The organism is Bacillus sp. T-10(2022), from assembly GCF_056502895.1.
Window position 1 is genome coordinate 3,729,556 of the sequence record NZ_CP113518.1, and the last position, 18,156, is coordinate 3,747,711.

Consider the following 18,156-nt stretch of genomic DNA (forward strand, 5'->3'; position numbering starts at 1 on the left):
GCCCTGTCCCTTCATTGGGAGAACGAACGCTCAGTCAGTTTTGGATAAGAAAACCACCCTCCCGTCAATTTAATCTGGATTATACTAACATTCTACCATATTTTTCTTGAAATTTAAGACAATAGAAATTAGCAAATCTGTTATATGGGAAAACACTAGCCTATTTCGCCTCTTTATAAATCAAGTACAGCCCCTGATCTGTATTAGAACAGCTCTTAATAAAATAATAGCAAAAATAAATTTTTTGTCGATGTTTTTCTACGGAAAAGTGAAGTACAAAAAAAAGGAAGGACCTTCCGGCCTTCCTTTTCTTCACTTTAGTATATGGGAGTGTTATCTTTGGAAATCTTTTCGATGATTTCTTTAACCCTCGCGAGGAATCGTCCGCATACCAGTCCATCCAAAACACGATGATCAAGTGATAAACAGAGATTCACCATATCTCGTACTGCAATCATGTCATTTATGACCACTGGGCGTTTTACAATCGTTTCAACTTGTAAAATGGCCGCCTGTGGATAATTGATGATTCCCATGGACTGGACAGAGCCGAATGAGCCAGTGTTATTAACAGTGAACGTACCACCTTGCATATCCTCTGCTTTTAACTTACCCGACTTCACTTTGGATGCGAGTTCCTGTATCTCCCTTGCTATACCTTTGATTGATTTTTCATCTGCATTTTTAATGACCGGTACAAATAGGGCATCTTCAGTTGCAACGGCTATCGATATATTGATTTCTTTCTTTTGTATGATTTTTTCGCCAGCCCACATCGAATTGAGCTCTGGAAATTCCGTAAGGGCTTGAGCAACCGCTTTTACGAAAAAGGCAAAGTACGTTAAATTATAGCCTTCTTTTTGTTTAAAGTCGGATTTTAGATTATCACGCAACTTCACCATATTGCTTGCGTCAACTTCCACCATCGTCCAAGCATGCGGGATTTCGTGCTTACTTTTCAACATATTGGACGCAATTGCCTTACGGATTCCGGTAACAGGTATTTCCTTGTCACCAGCAGCAGTCGGCACGTTTGTTACTGGACTCGTTTGACGACTAACTTGAGGTGCGGTCTCTTTTGGAGCCGAATCGGATATCACGGAAGGCTCATCCGCCTTAGGAAGATTTCCTGATTCAACAAGTTTCAGTAAATCCTTGCGAGTGATCCGTCCCTCATTCCCCGTTCCTTTAACTTTTGAAAGATCGATTCCATGCTCCTGAGAAAGTTTTAACACGGCAGGCGAATAGCGAGCTTTCCTTGATGGTTCGGCAGCTTGCTGCACTTCTCTTGTAACAGGTGCATCAACATTTTCCTCACTATGTGAAACAGCTTGCCCAGCATTTTCGTTATCCGTCTTTGCCGTTTCAACTTCAATCGAGCAAATAACTTCCCCGACTGCCAATGTTTGATTTTCATCCGCTTTCAATTCCTTGATGATGCCGGTGAAGGAAGAAGGAACCTCAGCATTTACTTTATCCGTCATCACTTCAGCTAGCGGGTCGTATTTCGTGACATGATCCCCAGGCTTCACTAGCCATTTACTGATGGTTCCCTCTGTGACACTTTCGCCTAGTTGAGGCATCTTCATTAATTCCATAGCCATTATTCGTTCCTCCTTCTTAACAGTCATTAATACTCGGCCAATTCCCTCATTGCTCTTTCCACTTTATCAGGATTCACCATAAAATGTTTTTCCATCGTAGGCGCATATGGCATGGCAGGTACATCAGGTCCGGCCAATCGTTTTACAGGGGCATCCAAATCAAAAAGGCAATGCTCGGCAATGATGGCTGCGACCTCACTCATGATGCTTCCTTCTTTATTATCTTCCGTAACCAGTAGTACTTTCCCCGTTTTAGATGCTGCTTCTATGATGGCATCCTTATCCAAAGGATAGACTGTACGCAAGTCAAGAACATGTGCAGAAATTCCATCTGCAGCTAATTTTTCTGCTGCCTGAAGGGCAAAATGCACACAAAGGCCATAGGAGATGACAGTAATGTCTTCCCCTTCCCTTTTCACATCCGCCTTACCGATGGGAAGTACATAATCTTCAGTAGGTACCTCACCCTTGATCAAGCGGTATGCCCGTTTATGTTCAAAGAAAAGCACTGGGTCTTCATCGCGAATGGCAGCTTTAAGCAAACCCTTTACATCATATGGAGTGGAAGGCATCACAATTTTCAAGCCCGGCTGATTGGCAAAGATTGCTTCAACCGATTGTGAATGATAAAGAGCTCCATGAATCCCTCCGCCATATGGTGCACGGATTACCATAGGACAGCTCCAGTCATTATTGGAACGATATCTAATTTTAGCTGCCTCTGAAACGATTTGGTTAATGGCAGGCATGATGAAATCAGCGAATTGCATCTCAGCAATCGGCCGAAGCCCATACATGGCGGCTCCAATTCCCACTCCTGCAATTGCAGATTCAGCGAGCGGGGTATCGATGACCCTGGCTTCACCGAATTGGTCGTATAAACCATTAGTGGCTTTAAAGACCCCACCTTTTTTTCCTACGTCCTCACCCAATACGAATACACGGGAATCGCGTTCCATCTCTTCCCTCATTGCCATTGTCACGGCATCTATATATGAAATCACTGGCATTCTATTACCCCCTTACTTTTGTGCATACACATGATTCATAGCACTTTCAGCCTTCGGATATGGAGCATTTTCAGCATAATCGGTTGCTTCGTTGACTATCTTCATGACTTCATCATTCATTTGTTTCTCAAGGTCATCATCCAAGATTCCCACTTCTTTTAAATACGCTCCAAATGTCATTATCGAGTCCTTCGTTTTGGCTTCGGCCACTTCGTCCGCAGTCCGGTAGCTTCGGTCATCATCATCACTTGAATGAGGCGTGAGCCTGTATGAAACGGTTTCCACCAGTGTAGGGCCTTCTCCCCTTCGTGCACGGTCAGCCGCTTCTTTCACCGCTGCATACACTTCCAATGGATCATTGCCATCCACCGTTATTCCAGGCATCCCATAGCCAATCGCCCTGTCGGAAACATTTTCACACGATAGCTGTTTCTCAATAGGAACTGAAATCGCATATTTATTATTTTCACACATGAAAATGACCGGTAGCTTGTGCACACCTGCAAAGTTGGCCCCTTCATGAAAATCGCCCTGATTGGATGAACCTTCCCCAAACGTTACGAATGTTACCAAATCCTTACCTTCCATCTTCCCTGCAAGGGCAATTCCAACAGCATGCGGGACCTGTGTCGTTACAGGCGATGATCCAGTGACGATCCTATTTTTCTTTTGACCGAAATGACCAGGCATTTGGCGCCCGCCGGAATTGGGATCTTCCTCTTTTGCGAAACCGGAAAGCATCAAGTCTTTTGCGGTCATTCCGAATGTTAGTACCACACCGACATCCCGATAATAAGGCAGTACATAATCCTTTTGCCGATCAAGCGCAAACGCTGCCCCAACCTGTGCCGCTTCTTGCCCCTGGCAGGAAATCACGAAGGGAATTTTCCCGGATCGGTTTAAAAGCCACATGCGCTCATCAATTCTGCGGGACAAAAGCATTGTCCGGTACATATCTAAAACCGTTTCCTCATTTAAGCCTAATTGTTCATGACGTTTTTCTACCATCATAAAACCTCCTGACCTTATTCTTTATGAATGAATGGCACGTCCATCGACAGCAAGCGCCGCCTCTCCGATTGCTTCAGAAAGACTTGGGTGCGGATGAATTGTCTTGCCTATCTCCCAAGGTGTTGCATCAAGCACTTTTGCAAGTCCCGCTTCTGAAATCATATCCGTAACATGTGGTCCGATCATATGAACGCCCAGTATATCATCCGTTTTCTTATCGGCGATGATTTTGACAAAACCATCCGCTTCCCCGAAAACAAGGGCCTTGCCAACTGCACGGAATGGGAATTTCCCAATTTTAAGGTCATAGCCTTCCTTGTTTGCCTGTTCTTCAGTCAAGCCGACACTTGCAGCTTCAGGGCTTGAATACACACATTTTGAAATGAGCGAATAATCCAGCCGTTCCGGTTTTTGGCCTGCGATATGTTCAACGGCCATAATACCTTCATGGGAGGCAACGTGAGCCAATTGCAGACCGCCGATACAGTCACCGATTGCATAGATATGTGATTCCTTCGTTTGGAAGAAGTCATTGGTTTCAATAAAACCTTTTTCTTTCACAATTTCCGTATTTTCAAGGCCGATCCCTTCAACATTTGCTGATCTGCCTACGGAAACAAGCATTTTTTCAGCAGTGAATTCCTCTACCGAACCTTTGACTTCAGCAGAAATGGATACTGAAGCATCCGTTTTCAGGGTTTCAGGCAATACCTTGGCACCTGTAACGAACTTGACGCCTTTTTTCGTTAGGAGACGAAGCATTTCACTTGAAATATCCTGGTCTTCAGTCGGGATGATTCTATCTGCATATTCAAGTACTGTCACTTCCACACCAAAATCATTGAGCATCGAAGCCCATTCAATGCCGATAACTCCACCGCCTACAATAATCATTGATTTTGGCAGGCTCTCAAGCTTTAGAGCTTCATCCGATGTAAGCACAATTTCCCCATCAATCGCCAAACCGGGCAGTGTCCTCGGACGCGAACCGGTGGCAATGATGACATTCTGAGGAATGAGCATTTCATTTTCACTGCCATCATTCATTTCCACGGAAATTGTCCCAGGCATCGGTGAAAATATAGAAGGACCAAGTATACGTCCTAACCCTTCATAAACCGTTATCTTTCCTTGTTTCATCAAGTGCTGGACACCTTTATAGAGTTGATCGACCACTTTATTCTTTCTTTCTTGCACCTTAAGGAAATCTACCTTTACATCCCCGGTAACAACACCGAATTCCTCACTTTTCACTGCAGTCTGATAAACTTCTGCACTCCTTAAAAGTGCTTTTGAAGGGATACAGCCTTTATGTAGACACGTTCCGCCGAGCTTGCCTTTCTCCACGACAGCCGTTTTCAATCCTAATTGAGCAGCCCTTATCGCTGCCACATACCCGCCTGTTCCTCCGCCGAGGATAACGAGGTCAAATTCTTCAGCCAAAACCGCTCCTCCTCACAAATACATACTATTGTCATCATTTTTACTTGCCTTATGTTTATTACGTTATCCATGTTGAAAATTCCTGTGTTTATTTAAAAAAACACAGGAATCTAGATCTTGTACAATTACATTCATTTTCTTCCATTCAAGATATGTTTTTCATTTTGCAAGAATTGGCTTCTTGAATTTCTCATGCGAGCAATTCTCTCCTCTGCCATCCTATCCGCCGCTTTATAAGTTGGGATTTGATCACGTTTTGCAATCTCGATGACTCTTTCAATTGTATCATAAACCGTTTCCACTTTCTTAAGGGCTCTTTCCCGATTATACCCTAAAAGCTCATCGGCCACGTTTATGACTCCACCTGCATTAATTACATAATCAGGAGCGTATATAATACCCTTTTCATGAATTTGATCGCCATGAACAGGTTCCTTTAATTGATTATTTGCCGCACCTGCAATGACCTTCGCCTTGATTTGATTGATTGTATGATCATTTATGACAGCCCCTAATGCACAAGGTGCATAGATATCACAGTCGACTCCATAAATTTCATCAGGATTCACTGCGGTCGCCCCAAAGGATTCAACCGCACGGGCCACGCTTTCTTTATTGATATCCGTAACGATTAGCTTGGCGCCTTCCTCATGAAGGTGACGGCATAAGTTATAAGAAACATTCCCGACGCCTTGGACTGCAATTACCTTGCCTTCTAAAGAATCAGTTCCGAATGCCTCTTTTGCAGCAGCTTTCATACCTCGGTATACCCCATATGCAGTAACAGGGGAAGGATTACCCGAAGAACCGAATGCAGGGGAAATCCCAGTGACAAAATCCGTCTCCTCATGAATGAGATCCATATCCTCAACCGTTGTACCTACATCTTCAGCTGTTATATAACGGCCATTCAGCCCTTGGATATACCTTCCGAATGCACGGAACATCTCTTCATTTTTATCCTTACGCGGATCGCCGATGATGACAGTCTTCCCCCCGCCTAAATTCAAGCCGGCAGCGGCGTTCTTATATGTCATTCCTCTCGAAAGCCTTAAGGCATCTTCAATGGCATCTTCTTCAGATGCATACGTCCACATCCTTGTGCCTCCAAGCGCAGGCCCTAATGTTGTATCATGAATGGCAATAATCGCTTTCAAACCCGATTGTTTGTCCTGACAGAATAGCAGTTGCTCGTAATCATACTTCTCAAGATATTTAAAAATTTCCATAAAGGAATCCTCCCTAGATGTTTTAATACATGTCAGAGATGAGAAAACTGAATTTCTCCTCATTCTTACTTGTTCCTACGTTCATTTTAAATAAAATCCGCTACTCACATGATATTTTCCCTATGGGGAATGGTTCCCTTGAAAAACCCATGCACCTTTAAATATGCAAATAACATGCCAATAAAATACATAATGAGAGCGTTTTTATCCAAAAAAAGGAGATGCTGGTTAATATGTTGGGCAACTATAGCCTATAACAAATTGAAAAAAATTTCATGTTAGAAGTGGAGTCTCGCTTAAATTAAAATAAATCAGAAAATTCCGTGCAGTTTTTTTCATAGTGCGCAATTAATTGCGTGCAAAAATTTTCACAGTTTTAATTTTTCCATTTTGTAATATAAATTTCTGACAGAAATCCCAAGAGCTTTTGCCGTAAGTGTTTTATTTCCCTTGTGGGTATGGAACGCTTGCTGAATGATATCGGCTTCATACTGGTCTATTATCTCCGAGAGCGGTTTCCCCGATACGTAGCCAGAAGGCTTCATTAATAATTTCTCTTGTTTTAATGGAATCTCTTCGATAAAATCCGGAATATGATGTATATCAATGATCGTCTCGTTCAATTTCATGAAAATGATTGCCCGTCCTAAGATATTTTCCAGTTCCCTCACATTACCTGGCCAGTTGTAGATTTGCATCTTATGTATAGCTGCTGCTGTAATTCCCTCTATGCTCCGTCCATACTCCTGATTGATTTTATTAATCAAATGCTCCGCCAATTCTCTCAAATCTTCTTTTCTCTTTCTTAATGGAGCAATGAAAATAGGCATGCGGTTCAGCCTGAAATATAAGTCTTCCCTGAATGATCCGTTTGCGATGGCCTCTTCAAGATTGATATTCGTAGCGGCTATGACCCGGACATTGATGGGAATCGGCTTCGTCCCCCCCACTCTGATGATTTCCTTTTCTTGTAAAACCCGAAGCAATTTAGCTTGAATGTTGGCTGGTAATTCACCAATTTCGTCCAAAAAGATACTCCCTTGATTTGCCTCTTCAAAAAACCCGACCTTTCCGCCCCTGCTTGCCCCTGTAAAGGCTCCTTCATCATAACCGAACAGTTCACTTTCAAGTAATGATTCCGAGATGGCCGCACAATTTACACGAACGAATTTATTGAATTTCCTATCGCTCGCATTATGGATGGCATGTGCAAATAACTCTTTGCCAGTCCCTGATTCCCCTCTTAATAAGACAGTAGCAGGTGTTCTTGCCGATAATTTCGCCTGTTCAATGGGAAGCTTCATCTCTTCGGAAGCCCCAATTATATCATCAAAGGAATATTTAGCCTGCAAAGTACGGATGATCTGTCTTGCCCGATTCAGTTCGTGGGTCAAGGCTTGAATTTCCGATACATCATGAATGACGCCAACACTCCCTTTCAGGCACCCGTCCACAATGATTGGAGCAACATTCACGATCACTTCCTTATGTTTTGGGCCGACACGCATATTGACACCCCGAACAGGCTTTTTTGTCTGAAGCACTTTCATATGCATACTTTCACCTTCGTAAATATCGATGGAAGCCGGCTTACCGATCACTTGGGTCTTTGTTAACCCGGTGATTCTTGTATATGCCGGATTGATCAAAAGTCCCCTGCCTTGATCATCCACAACCGATATGGCTTCATCACTGGATTGAATGATCGCCTGAAGCATCGTCTGTATTTCTTTTAAATCAGTAATTTGCTCCGCCAATTGGACAGCTTCCGTTTTATTCCTAAACACGGAAAAAGCCCCTATGATTTCCTTATCGGCATTCACAAGAGGTATCCTTGTCGTTATGAGTTCCATTCCATTGCTAAGGGTGATTTCCTGATTCACTTCTTTTTGGTTCGTTTGCATCACTCGCAGCAATCCAGTTGAAGGGATGAAATCTTTGATATGTCTGCCTATCACATCCTCGCGCTTTGTGTCAGTTGCACGTTCCGCACTATCATTGAACATGATGATGAATCCTTCATGATCAATCACCACCATCCCTTCACTGGTCGTATTGAGGATCAAGTCCATTTTTGCCGAGGCATTCTCCAATTTACTTATTAAACGATTTTTCTCTTCAAACAACTTAGTCATAATGAGGGCGACACTACCAGGAATGAGAATCGTTTGTTCGCCCATGTCCCTTTTTATCTTTTTATAGACAGACGGGTCACCGGTCGTATCAAAAATGATGTCCAAATCCCGCTCCAATCCCATGCTCCAATTAGTCACTGTAGGAATCCTTAATTCCTTTGCAGCAAGCATCCCTTCAGCGGATTCATTCGTATCAGCCATACAAACAATGGAGAATACTTCACTTTCTGATAGGAGTTTCAACACGGTTGTCCCTCCCACTCCTCCCCCTACTATCATGACCTTTTGCATCAGCCATCCCCCTTAAGATATAATTACCCCTTTTAAAAGATCATTCCCTGCAATTTTTTTCATACTCCACTCTAGTTTACCATATCGGATCCCTTTAAAAAAACAGCCGCCAACTCCCAGTCATTATCTAGATTCCCGAAACTTGACAAATAATTTATATCCTTTATCATTTTTTAAAGACGGAATTTTCGGAAGGGATTTGACCGCATGAAACGTTTAATCGCTTTTTTGATTCTTTTTATACCCGGTGCCTTTGCTGCCTATGGCATAAAAATAATGAGGGACATGGTGTTCGGTATTCTACAGCCTCCCTATCCAATCCTTTGGCTGCAATTTTTAATAGGCCTTCTCATCACGATTGGCGGAATAGCCTTTATCGCAGGCTTCGTCCTTCATCGAGATCGAAAGCAAAATAAAGTCCAAAGCAGGTTCAATAAATTTTAAACGCAAAAAAAGGTGCCATGTTTCGTATGGCACCTTCTTTTTGCGTGTACAAATTTGGACGTTGATTTCCATTTCAGGCACTCGCTTTCCGCGGGCGGTCCGGGAGCCTCCTCGGCGCACTTGCGCCTGTGGGGTCTCCCTTGGACTCGCTATTCCCGCAGGAGTCTCGCACCTTACGTTCCAATCAACTATGTTTTTAGTTAGAACTCCTTTTGCCTACAGTCTTTTTTGTTTTAAAATAGATCTATTAAAACTTGAGGTAACCGAACCCCTTTTGTCTACAAACTGAAGGTGCCATGTATCATATGGCACCTTCTTTGTTTATCTTGATTTCAATCCTTCCCTGACCCGTACGGCTGCCTCGGGAAAATCGGTTATGATGCCACTGCATCCCAAATTGAATAATCGCTTCATCTCGGCTTCTTTATTAATGGTATATGGCCGCACAGGAACACCCATACTCACCGATGTTTGAATGAGTGCATCAGGGGCAGCCCGGATATTTGGATGGATTGCACTTCCGCCAATTGCCTTGGCATATATCCAAGGCATGTATAGTCCATCCCTATAAAGAGGTGCGGTTTCCAATTCAGGTGCCAATTGATGGCAATTGACCAAGCTGTAATGATTGAAAGAAGAAAGAATAATCCTTTCCTCCATTTCGTAAGTACGGATGAGTCGGATGACTTTCTCTTCTAAACCTGGATACAGAAAAAGCGTATTTTTCAATTCAATGTTGCAAAAAAGCTGATTTTCATCAAGCCAAATAAATAGTTCTTCAAGTGTCGGAATCTTTTCTTTCCCCAATCTACCCTTATAGTTTGAAGACGCATTAAGGGTTTTCAACTCCGTCAAGGTCCTGTCTTTTACATATCCCGAGGCATTCGTGGTCCGATCGAGCTTTTCATCGTGAATGATGACCACTTCCCCATCTTTCGAGAGCTGGACATCCGTTTCAATACCGTCCGCCCCGACACGGGCAGCTTCTTTGAACGCCGACATCGTATTTTCCGGATGTGTCCCTGCTGAGCCTCGATGTGCAAAGATTAGGGTCATGAAGAAACGCCGCCTCTCTCAATAATGGTTATATCCGAATGTTATGAACAGAAACAGCAAATTATTTTCATCTAGCTCAATACTCTAATAAAATGCAGCTGATTATTTTCTGCATAGAAGGTTCCTTTCGTCAAATCATTCAATTTTTTTTGCATGCTTTTGATTTGCAAGCAAGTATCCGGAAAAGCCATTTGACCAATCGTAATTTCCCCTTCCCCTTTTGATTCAAGCATATCCATGATTGACTTCCGTTTTTCGTCCAATTGATATATTTGAACCATCAACCTCTCGTATTGATTTGTTGTTTGTTCATATTGATAATTTTTCTCACCAGTCAATTCTCCAAGAGGCGTTTCATACACTTCAAGCTTTTCCTTTATTGATTCAAGTTTCATTATTATTGATTTATATAAAAGCAAAGTCTCATTCAATTGTTCTTTTAAGAGTTCACGGTCAAATCCCTTCACATTTATTAATGTTTTCCGTTCCATTCGATTCCCGATTACAGCCGCCCTCACTTTTCCATGCGCTTCAATTACACCGCCGATTAATTTTCCCTTCTTTTCATCCGTGAAGATATTCTTGGCTTTCAGGAAACTCCCCAGCGAATATGATCCTATATGTATATTTTCCCCCGCTGTTAAGTGGCATTCGTTGGCATGTTTCACAAAAATGTTCCTTGCTGCATATATTTTGGACACACCTTTACCAAATATCCCTCCTTTAATGAATACATCCCCCTCCCTTGAGTTGATTTCCTTCACATTACTTACACCAAGCTCACTTAAAATCGAAATATCCTTCGTAGCCGTCACGGAAAAATGATCGATAACCGTACCTTTAATGGTCACACTTCCAACAAATTCAATATTCCCTGTTTTATTGCCTATATCACCGTCAATCAATAGGTGATCACCTACCGCAATCTTCCCTTCCCTAAATTCCACCACACCATCGATCAATGCCCTTAGAATGATCTTTCCGTCTTCCTCGACAGCAGCAACCGTTTTTTGATCGTATAAAAGTTTCTTATCCTTTCCTTTCCTGGGCAAGGCTATTTCCCCCGTAATTCGCCTTCCCATCTCACCAGATGACGGCGGTATCCTTTCCCCCAGCCAATCTCCCCTTTTCACTTCATCAAGAAAATGCATATCATAATAATCAGCTTTTCCATTTTCACGGACTGCTGGTTTTCTGTCCGATCTTTTGAAATAGGTAACCACTGCGTCTTTGGCGTGTACTGGTTCCATCCCTTTAGCAATGATTGTTTGATTTTTGATGCTCAGCTCATTTTGCAATACATGCATTAAAATCCCTTCGGAAATACCTTCACATTGAAGACTCTCTAAAATACTCCCCATAATTACTGAATAGTTCTCATTCAGGTAGTTTTCTGAACAATTGAGTTTTACACTTGCGGACATTTTATCAGTCGCTATGTCCAACTCCGCGATTGGTTTCTGTCTTCCCACTTGAATTCTTTCCCCGCTCGCCTCTGTCAGTGCATCCTTCAAGTCTTTGACGTTCTCCAGCATGATTTGTGGAAAATCCAACAGAATAGGATTCAATTGAAAAATGGAAAAGCCCTTTTGAATAACGGTGATAAAAACCATGTTCCTATCCGCTTCCAATACAAAATGCTCATTTTTTACACAAATCATTTACTCCCCTCCTTTTATCATGATTAAATATACCTATAATTATAATCTAAAAACTATGAAAAGGAGCTATATAGCCCGAACATCGTCTAAAATAATTCGTGCCGCTTTTCAACCAAACAAAAACGCCTTTTATTTATGGGATTTCCTGAAAAATCCAATAAATAAAAGGCGTTTAATTTTTTTAACCGGCAGCGTAAAAAATTTAAAGTTGCCGATTAGAAAAAATCACGAAGCAACTTCTTCCTGTCCTTTACAGCCAGACGGAGAGTTCTTATTTATATTTAGCGGCTCTAGCCTTTATATGGTCAATTGTTACCCCTGGCTCTTAACAACCGGTGTTCCCCCTACCCTTGTCAAGAAGCTTTATGTTCGAGGCGCAGCTTATCGGCAACCATGGCAATGAATTCGGAATTTGTAGGTTTTGCCTTAGTCATGCTTACGGTATATCCGAAAAGTGATGAAATGGATTCTATATTGCCACGGCTCCAGGCCACTTCAATCGCATGCCTGATGGCACGTTCAACACGGCTCGCCGTTGTATTGTATTTTTTTGCGATATCCGGATATAAAACTTTGGTGATGGAACCCAATAGTTCAATATCATTATATACCATGGATATGGCTTCCCTTAAATACAAATAGCCCTTTATATGTGCAGGGACTCCAATCTCGTGAATGATGCTTGTGATGCTGGCATCGAGGTTCTTCGGCTTGGATTCATTTTGGGGACGATAACTAAACTGACTATGATTTTTTAAAACTGCTTGCCCTTTACTGCTTACCTGACGTATGTGATTGGCCAGATTATCCATATCGAAGGGCTTTAGGATAAAGTATGAGGCACCCAAATCAACAGCTTTTTTCGTTACATCTTCTTGACCAAAGGCAGTAAGCATAATCACATTAGGCATGGCACCCCGTTTTACTTCACGAAGTTTTTCAAGCACACCTAATCCATCTAAATGAGGCATGATAATATCGAGGATCAATATATCCGGGTCAACGCTTTCAAGCATACCCAGGCAATCTTGACCGTTATGTGCCACCCCAATTACTTCCATGTCATCCTGTGCAGAAATGTATTCTTCCAGAAGGCCAACAAGTTCTCTATTATCATCTACAACGCACACCTTAATTTTTTTCACGCTTGATTTCCTCCTCAACTACAATTGGTCTTTTTTTCTATATGACTAAATTCTATTGTAATTGAACTTTTCGACAATGGAAACTAAATTCCTTTTATTTTTGAAAAAATATAAGGAATTCAATATTATTCTCCGGATATCTCTTGTTTTCGACTTCGTTTGCTATTCGAATAAAGCGATTGTCGAAAAATCTTCATATCGTTATCATTTTATCACATCGTTTCAAAAAAACCTCTACTTTTTGAAGAAATCAATTTAATTCCTACCCAAAATATATGCTAATCATAACTTTCCATTAAAAAGGGGCATCCAAAAGGATACCCGGATTCTTAGCTTGCCTTTTCATAATTATCTTTGTCGTATATATTTATACCGGCTTCGTTTAACATCCATTCGATATGGACTCCATACCCACTTGTAGGATCATTAACGAATACATGGGTGACTGCACCGATTAATTTCCCATTTTGTATGATAGGACTGCCGCTCATACCTTGAACGATCCCACCCGTTTTTTGAAGCAATTCCTTATCCGTCACTTTTAAGACCATTCCCTTAATTGCGGGGAACTTCTGTGGTATGGAACTGACGATTTCAACATCGAATTCCTCCACTTCAGAACCATCCACCACTGTAAGGATTTTTGCTGGTCCTTCCTTTACCTCATGGGAAAGGGTGATGGGGAGTGGCTTATCGTTAATTCCATTTTTAAAATCTTGATTTAATTTCCCAAAAATTCCAAAGGGACTATTGCGATTGATATTTCCTATTTTTTCTTTATTGGAAGAAAAGCGTGCCAATTTTTCTCCCGGATCACCATTGCTTCCCTTTTCGATGGATGTGACCGTCGATTGAACAATCTGTCCGTCCTTGACAACAATCGGCTTTTTTGTATCCATATCGGATATGACATGTCCCAACGCCCCGTATTTTTTCGAATCCGGGTGGTAAAACGTCATCGTTCCGATGCCAGCTGCCGAATCACGGATATACAAACCCAATTTGTAAGTTCCTTCATTCTTATCTTTTAGAGGTAATAGGGTACTATGAAGCACTTCATTATCACGGTTAATGACAAGATTCAACGCCTCACCCTTTTCGCCTGCCTGCTGAACAAAAGGGGTTACATCCCCCATCTTCTTTATCGTCTGACCATTGATTTCTGTAATAATATCACCGATTTCAATTTTTGCTTTTTCTCCCGGTGATTTTTTCCCCTGCGCAGTATCAATTAGATGATGACCTACTACGAGTACCCCAAGAGTATTAAGCTTTACTCCAATGGATTGGCCTCCAGGCATGACTTTAAAGTCTTTTAACACCCTGATGTCGACCTTTTTGGCAGGTAATCCTGCTACATCGAGTAACACTTCATTCGTACCAGGTTTTTCAGCACCAAGCGTAATCGAGGCTTGTTCATCATGAAGCGAAATTCCATCACTGGATCCCGAAGTTTTTGCAGAAACAGGCAATGATTTGGAAATACTATATTGACTTCCTTCAAATAGTACAAGATGATTTGGAATTAAAAAATATTCACGAGATGGCTGGTATAACCCTAATGTTAATAGCGAAACAAGGAGAATTCCACCGATGATCCTGTTTATCCATATAAATTTCAATCCATTCACTCTCCTCGCTCTCTGAAACTTTATGGCTACACCTTTAATTTAGCCCTCATGACAGTCATTTATAACAGGTGCAAAAAATAAAAGCTATCCGTTTTTGGATAGCTTTACAATGAATGCTTATGATAAATTTTAAATAATCTTCTAACCGGCCCTTCATGATGTAATCTTCAGCCTTTTGGCCAGCTGGATTAATTCATTGGCATGCTGCTTCGTCAAATCCGTAATCTCGACTCCTGAAATCATCCTGCCGATTTCTTTTACTTTTTCCGTTTCAATTAACGGCTTGACCGAGGTATTCGTGCGTCCGGCCCTTACATTTTTTGCTATGAAAAGGTGGGTATCCGCCATAGCGGCCACCTGTGGCAAATGGGATATGCACAATACTTGTGATCCAGTTGCCACTTTATAGATCTTTTCGGCAATGGATTGTGCAACCCTTCCGCTCACACCTGTGTCCACTTCATCAAATATAATGGATGTTATGCCTTGATGTTTGGAGAAAATGCTTTTCAAAGCCAGCATGATCCTCGACAGTTCTCCGCCAGATGCGATTTTGGAAAGAGGTTTTAACGGTTCACCTGGATTGGTGGAAATATAAAATTCCATTGAATCCAGGCCTGATTGATTAATGCCCCTATCTGACAATTCATCGAAAGTATAAGCAGTTTGAAGGAAGTGTGGTTCGAAAATTGTCTTTTCCATGTATAAATCTTTTAATTCCTTATGGATCTTTTTGGTTAACTGCTGAGCGAAGTTCTGGCGAAGTTCAGAAAGATTCTTTGCTTCGACAATTAAATCTGCCTTAATGGATTTCATTTCCTTTTCAAGCTTCGCTATATGGGTTTCCCTATTTTGCAGTTTTTCGACTTCTTCTTCTATAGCGGCTCCATATTCCAGGATTTCCTCAATGGTCCGCCCGTATTTCCGCTTTAATTGATTTATTTCATTAAGGCGGCTTTCAATGAATTCCACACGCTCTGTATCATAATCCAAAGAATCTAATTGGTCTCGGATGTTTGACACGGCCTCTTCAAGCAGGAAGTAGCTATTTGAAACGGTTTCAGAGCTATTCTTTAAACCCTCATCAAGCCCTGCCGCTTCCTCCAAATTATTCATGGCTACGGAAAGCCAATCAATTGCATGCTGCTCACCATTTAAAGCATTATAACTGGTTTGCAGCGCTTCATGAATTTTTTCGAAATTATTAATTTTCTTCCGCTCTTCCATCAATTCTTCATCTTCGCGTAACTTCAAATCAGCTTTTTGGATTTCATCGAATTGAAATTGGATCAAATCAAGGCGGTGGACCATTTGCTGTTCATTTTGGCTCAAGGCATTCAATTGTTTAGAAGCGGTTTCATAACGTTTATATAGCTTTTGGTATTCAGTGAGTGCAGATGCGATTTTTTCACCGCCGAATTGATCGAGCAGTGGAAGATGGAGTCGTTCATCCATTAATTCCTGATGTTCATGCTGACCATGGATATCTATCAATGTCCGGCCTATCTCGCGTAAAGTGGAAATCGTTACAAGCTTCCCATTTACCCTGCAAACGCTTTTGCCACTTTGTGAGATGTCCCTTCGAAGTATCGCCATCCCATCATTCATATCCAGGCCAAACTCTTCCGCTTTGGCAAAGACCGGGTGTTTTTCATCTTCAATTTGGAATAATCCTTCTATTTCGGCCTTAGACTCACCATGCCGAATGAACTCTGCAGAACCACGTCCCCCAACCAAAAGATGAACGGCATCTATTATGATCGACTTCCCTGCCCCTGTTTCTCCTGTCAAGACCGTCAAGCCTTTCTCAAATGAAACGGACAGGCTGTCTATGATCGCAAAATTCCTAATCGATAGTTCTGTTAACAAACTAGGTCACCTCACAACATTATTAGAGCATGTCCAAGAATTTGCCGGAAATGATCTTTGCATCTTCCTCAGAACGGCAGATAATCAAACAAGTATCGTCGCCGCCGATCGTCCCGAGTATTTCTTGCCAATTTAAATTATCAATCAATGCGCAGATTGCCTGGGCATTACCTGGGAGCATCTTCATAACCAGTAAATTGTTGGCTGAGTCAATGCGTACAAATGCATCGACAAGGATTCTCTTTAATTTTTGAAGTGGATTGAAGCGTTGGTCGGCCGGCAGACTGTATTTATACCTTCCATCCGTCAAAGGAACCTTTACAAGGTGAAGCTCTTTAATATCCCTTGAAACAGTGGCTTGAGTTACATTGTATCCAGCTAATTTCAATTCTTCAACTAACTCATCCTGGGTTTCGATATCATTATTCGTTATGATGTCCCTTATTTTTATATGTCGTTGTCCTTTATTCATAAGTAGAAGCACCTCTTCTCAACTGTTGCTCATTTAATGGTAATGGTCTCACTTTCATTTCTTACTTAAGCAAGCTGCCCCAATATGGGATTGCTTCGTTATCTTCAATACGTGCAAATAGGCCGCTTTAGAAAGTGGCTAATATTAATGTTATCGGATTTTTATGCAATTGTACAACTTTTTCTCTAAAAATGAATACAAGTGTATTTTTTACGTACCTATTTTATGTATCCACCCTTAAATGATTCAGTGCATGACCACAATGTATAGTTAAAAAGCTCCTTTAGCCAACCATTCAGCCAAAGGAGCCCATACAAAGTTCTAACTATTCTTTTTTAAATTGGGCATGGGCCTCTCCAACGATGTCGTCAACCGTTTTCGAAAGCAATATCGCTCCTTCATCCTTGGACCCTTGCCAGTGTAAATGAAGTAAGAATTCAATATTTCCATCACCGCCGGTAATCGGTGAGAAGGAGGCATCCTTAATATCATAGCCTTCCTTTATAGAAAAAGAAATGATCTTATCCAATACTTGTTTATGGATTTTGGAATCGCGAACAATCCCCTTTTTACCCACTTGATCCTTCCCAGCTTCGAATTGCGGTTTAACCAAGGCAACGACATCACTATTCGGGACGAGCAAGGTCTTTAGCACCGGTAAAATTAACGTAAGCGAGATGAAAGAAACATCAATGCTTGCAAAGTTTGGCATCTCCCCATCGAGATCGGCGGGTGTAACATAACGGAAATTGGTTCGTTCCATTACTTTAACCCGCTCATCCTGCCTAAGCTTCCAGGCAAGTTGATTATAACCCACATCAAGCGCATAAGACATTAGAGCGCCATTTTGCAATGCACAATCCGTGAACCCACCCGTTGATGAACCGATATCAAGCAGTATTTTTCCATTCACTTGTAAATCGAATTCCCTTAATGCCTTCTCAAGTTTAAGACCGCCTCTTGAAACGTAAGGCATGACTTTTCCTTTGATCGTAAATTCGAGATCGACCGGCACTTTTTCCCCCGGTTTTTCGTACCTCTCTTCATTCGCGTAGACAAGACCTGCCATAACCATACGCTTCGCTTTTTCACGTGTATCGGCCAAGCCTTGTTCTACAAGTAATACATCTACTCTTTCTTTCATCACTTTCATAT

General features: G+C 41.7%; 14 protein-coding genes. 1 reads left to right on the forward strand and 13 read right to left on the reverse strand.

Features of this window, described 5'->3' with window-relative positions; genetic code table 11:
• Positions 1 to 317 precede the first annotated feature (317 nt).
• The 6 genes from OSJ91_RS18185 to OSJ91_RS18210 form a co-directional block, all read right to left on the reverse strand.
• Positions 318 to 1,604, reverse strand: a complete 1,287-nt coding sequence (locus tag OSJ91_RS18185) for a dihydrolipoamide acetyltransferase family protein (protein ID WP_485890185.1) — start codon at positions 1,602 to 1,604, stop codon at positions 318 to 320.
• Positions 1,605 to 1,630: 26 nt separating this feature from the next.
• Positions 1,631 to 2,614, reverse strand: a complete 984-nt coding sequence (locus OSJ91_RS18190; protein ID WP_350299435.1) for an alpha-ketoacid dehydrogenase subunit beta — start codon at positions 2,612 to 2,614, stop codon at positions 1,631 to 1,633.
• 12 nt (positions 2,615 to 2,626) lie between these two features.
• Positions 2,627 to 3,622 (reverse strand): thiamine pyrophosphate-dependent dehydrogenase E1 component subunit alpha, encoded by a 996-nt coding sequence (locus tag OSJ91_RS18195; protein WP_350302909.1) that lies wholly within the window; start codon positions 3,620 to 3,622, stop codon positions 2,627 to 2,629.
• Between the two features lie 24 nt (positions 3,623 to 3,646).
• Positions 3,647 to 5,068, reverse strand: a complete 1,422-nt coding sequence (lpdA, locus tag OSJ91_RS18200; protein ID WP_485890186.1) for a dihydrolipoyl dehydrogenase — start codon at positions 5,066 to 5,068, stop codon at positions 3,647 to 3,649.
• A 131-nt stretch (positions 5,069 to 5,199) separates the two neighbouring features.
• Positions 5,200 to 6,297, reverse strand: coding sequence for a branched-chain amino acid dehydrogenase (gene bcd, locus OSJ91_RS18205; protein ID WP_350299437.1), 1,098 nt, complete (start codon positions 6,295 to 6,297; stop codon positions 5,200 to 5,202).
• A gap of 368 nt (positions 6,298 to 6,665) precedes the next feature.
• Positions 6,666 to 8,723, reverse strand: coding sequence for a sigma 54-interacting transcriptional regulator (locus OSJ91_RS18210; RefSeq protein WP_350299438.1), 2,058 nt, complete (start codon positions 8,721 to 8,723; stop codon positions 6,666 to 6,668).
• A 207-nt stretch (positions 8,724 to 8,930) separates the two neighbouring features.
• On the opposite strand from OSJ91_RS18210, the gene OSJ91_RS18215 reads away from it, so the two are divergent.
• Entirely contained in the window at positions 8,931 to 9,167 is a 237-nt protein-coding gene (locus tag OSJ91_RS18215) for a DUF2627 domain-containing protein (RefSeq protein ID WP_063233102.1), read from the forward strand.
• Between the two features lie 321 nt (positions 9,168 to 9,488).
• On the opposite strand, the gene OSJ91_RS18220 is transcribed toward OSJ91_RS18215, so the two are convergent.
• The 7 genes from OSJ91_RS18220 to OSJ91_RS18250 all read right to left on the reverse strand — a co-directional run bounded on the left by OSJ91_RS18220 (position 9,489) and on the right by OSJ91_RS18250 (position 18,154).
• A complete protein-coding gene (locus OSJ91_RS18220; protein ID WP_485890187.1) occupies positions 9,489 to 10,223 on the reverse strand; it encodes a glycerophosphodiester phosphodiesterase in 735 nt (244 codons plus the stop codon).
• Positions 10,224 to 10,294: 71 nt separating this feature from the next.
• Positions 10,295 to 11,884: a DUF342 domain-containing protein gene (locus tag OSJ91_RS18225; protein ID WP_485890188.1), complete on the reverse strand. Its 1,590-nt coding sequence runs from the start codon at positions 11,882 to 11,884 to the stop codon at positions 10,295 to 10,297.
• Positions 11,885 to 12,237: 353 nt separating this feature from the next.
• Positions 12,238 to 13,029 carry a sporulation transcription factor Spo0A gene (gene spo0A / locus OSJ91_RS18230; RefSeq protein WP_485890189.1) on the reverse strand — a complete coding sequence of 264 codons (792 nt, stop codon included), beginning with the start codon at positions 13,027 to 13,029 and terminating at the stop codon, positions 12,238 to 12,240.
• 329 nt (positions 13,030 to 13,358) lie between these two features.
• The gene (spoIVB, locus tag OSJ91_RS18235) at positions 13,359 to 14,651 is read right to left on the reverse strand and encodes a SpoIVB peptidase (protein WP_137016179.1); all 1,293 of its coding nucleotides are present in this window, start codon (positions 14,649 to 14,651) and stop codon (positions 13,359 to 13,361) included.
• 162 nt (positions 14,652 to 14,813) lie between these two features.
• Positions 14,814 to 16,529: a DNA repair protein RecN gene (gene recN, locus OSJ91_RS18240; protein ID WP_350299441.1), complete on the reverse strand. Its 1,716-nt coding sequence runs from the start codon at positions 16,527 to 16,529 to the stop codon at positions 14,814 to 14,816.
• A gap of 22 nt (positions 16,530 to 16,551) precedes the next feature.
• Entirely contained in the window at positions 16,552 to 17,001 is a 450-nt protein-coding gene (gene ahrC, locus OSJ91_RS18245) for a transcriptional regulator AhrC/ArgR (RefSeq protein WP_034308279.1), read from the reverse strand.
• A gap of 325 nt (positions 17,002 to 17,326) precedes the next feature.
• The gene (locus OSJ91_RS18250; RefSeq protein WP_350299442.1) at positions 17,327 to 18,154 is read right to left on the reverse strand and encodes a TlyA family RNA methyltransferase; all 828 of its coding nucleotides are present in this window, start codon (positions 18,152 to 18,154) and stop codon (positions 17,327 to 17,329) included.
• Between the last annotated feature and the right edge of the window lie 2 nt (positions 18,155 to 18,156).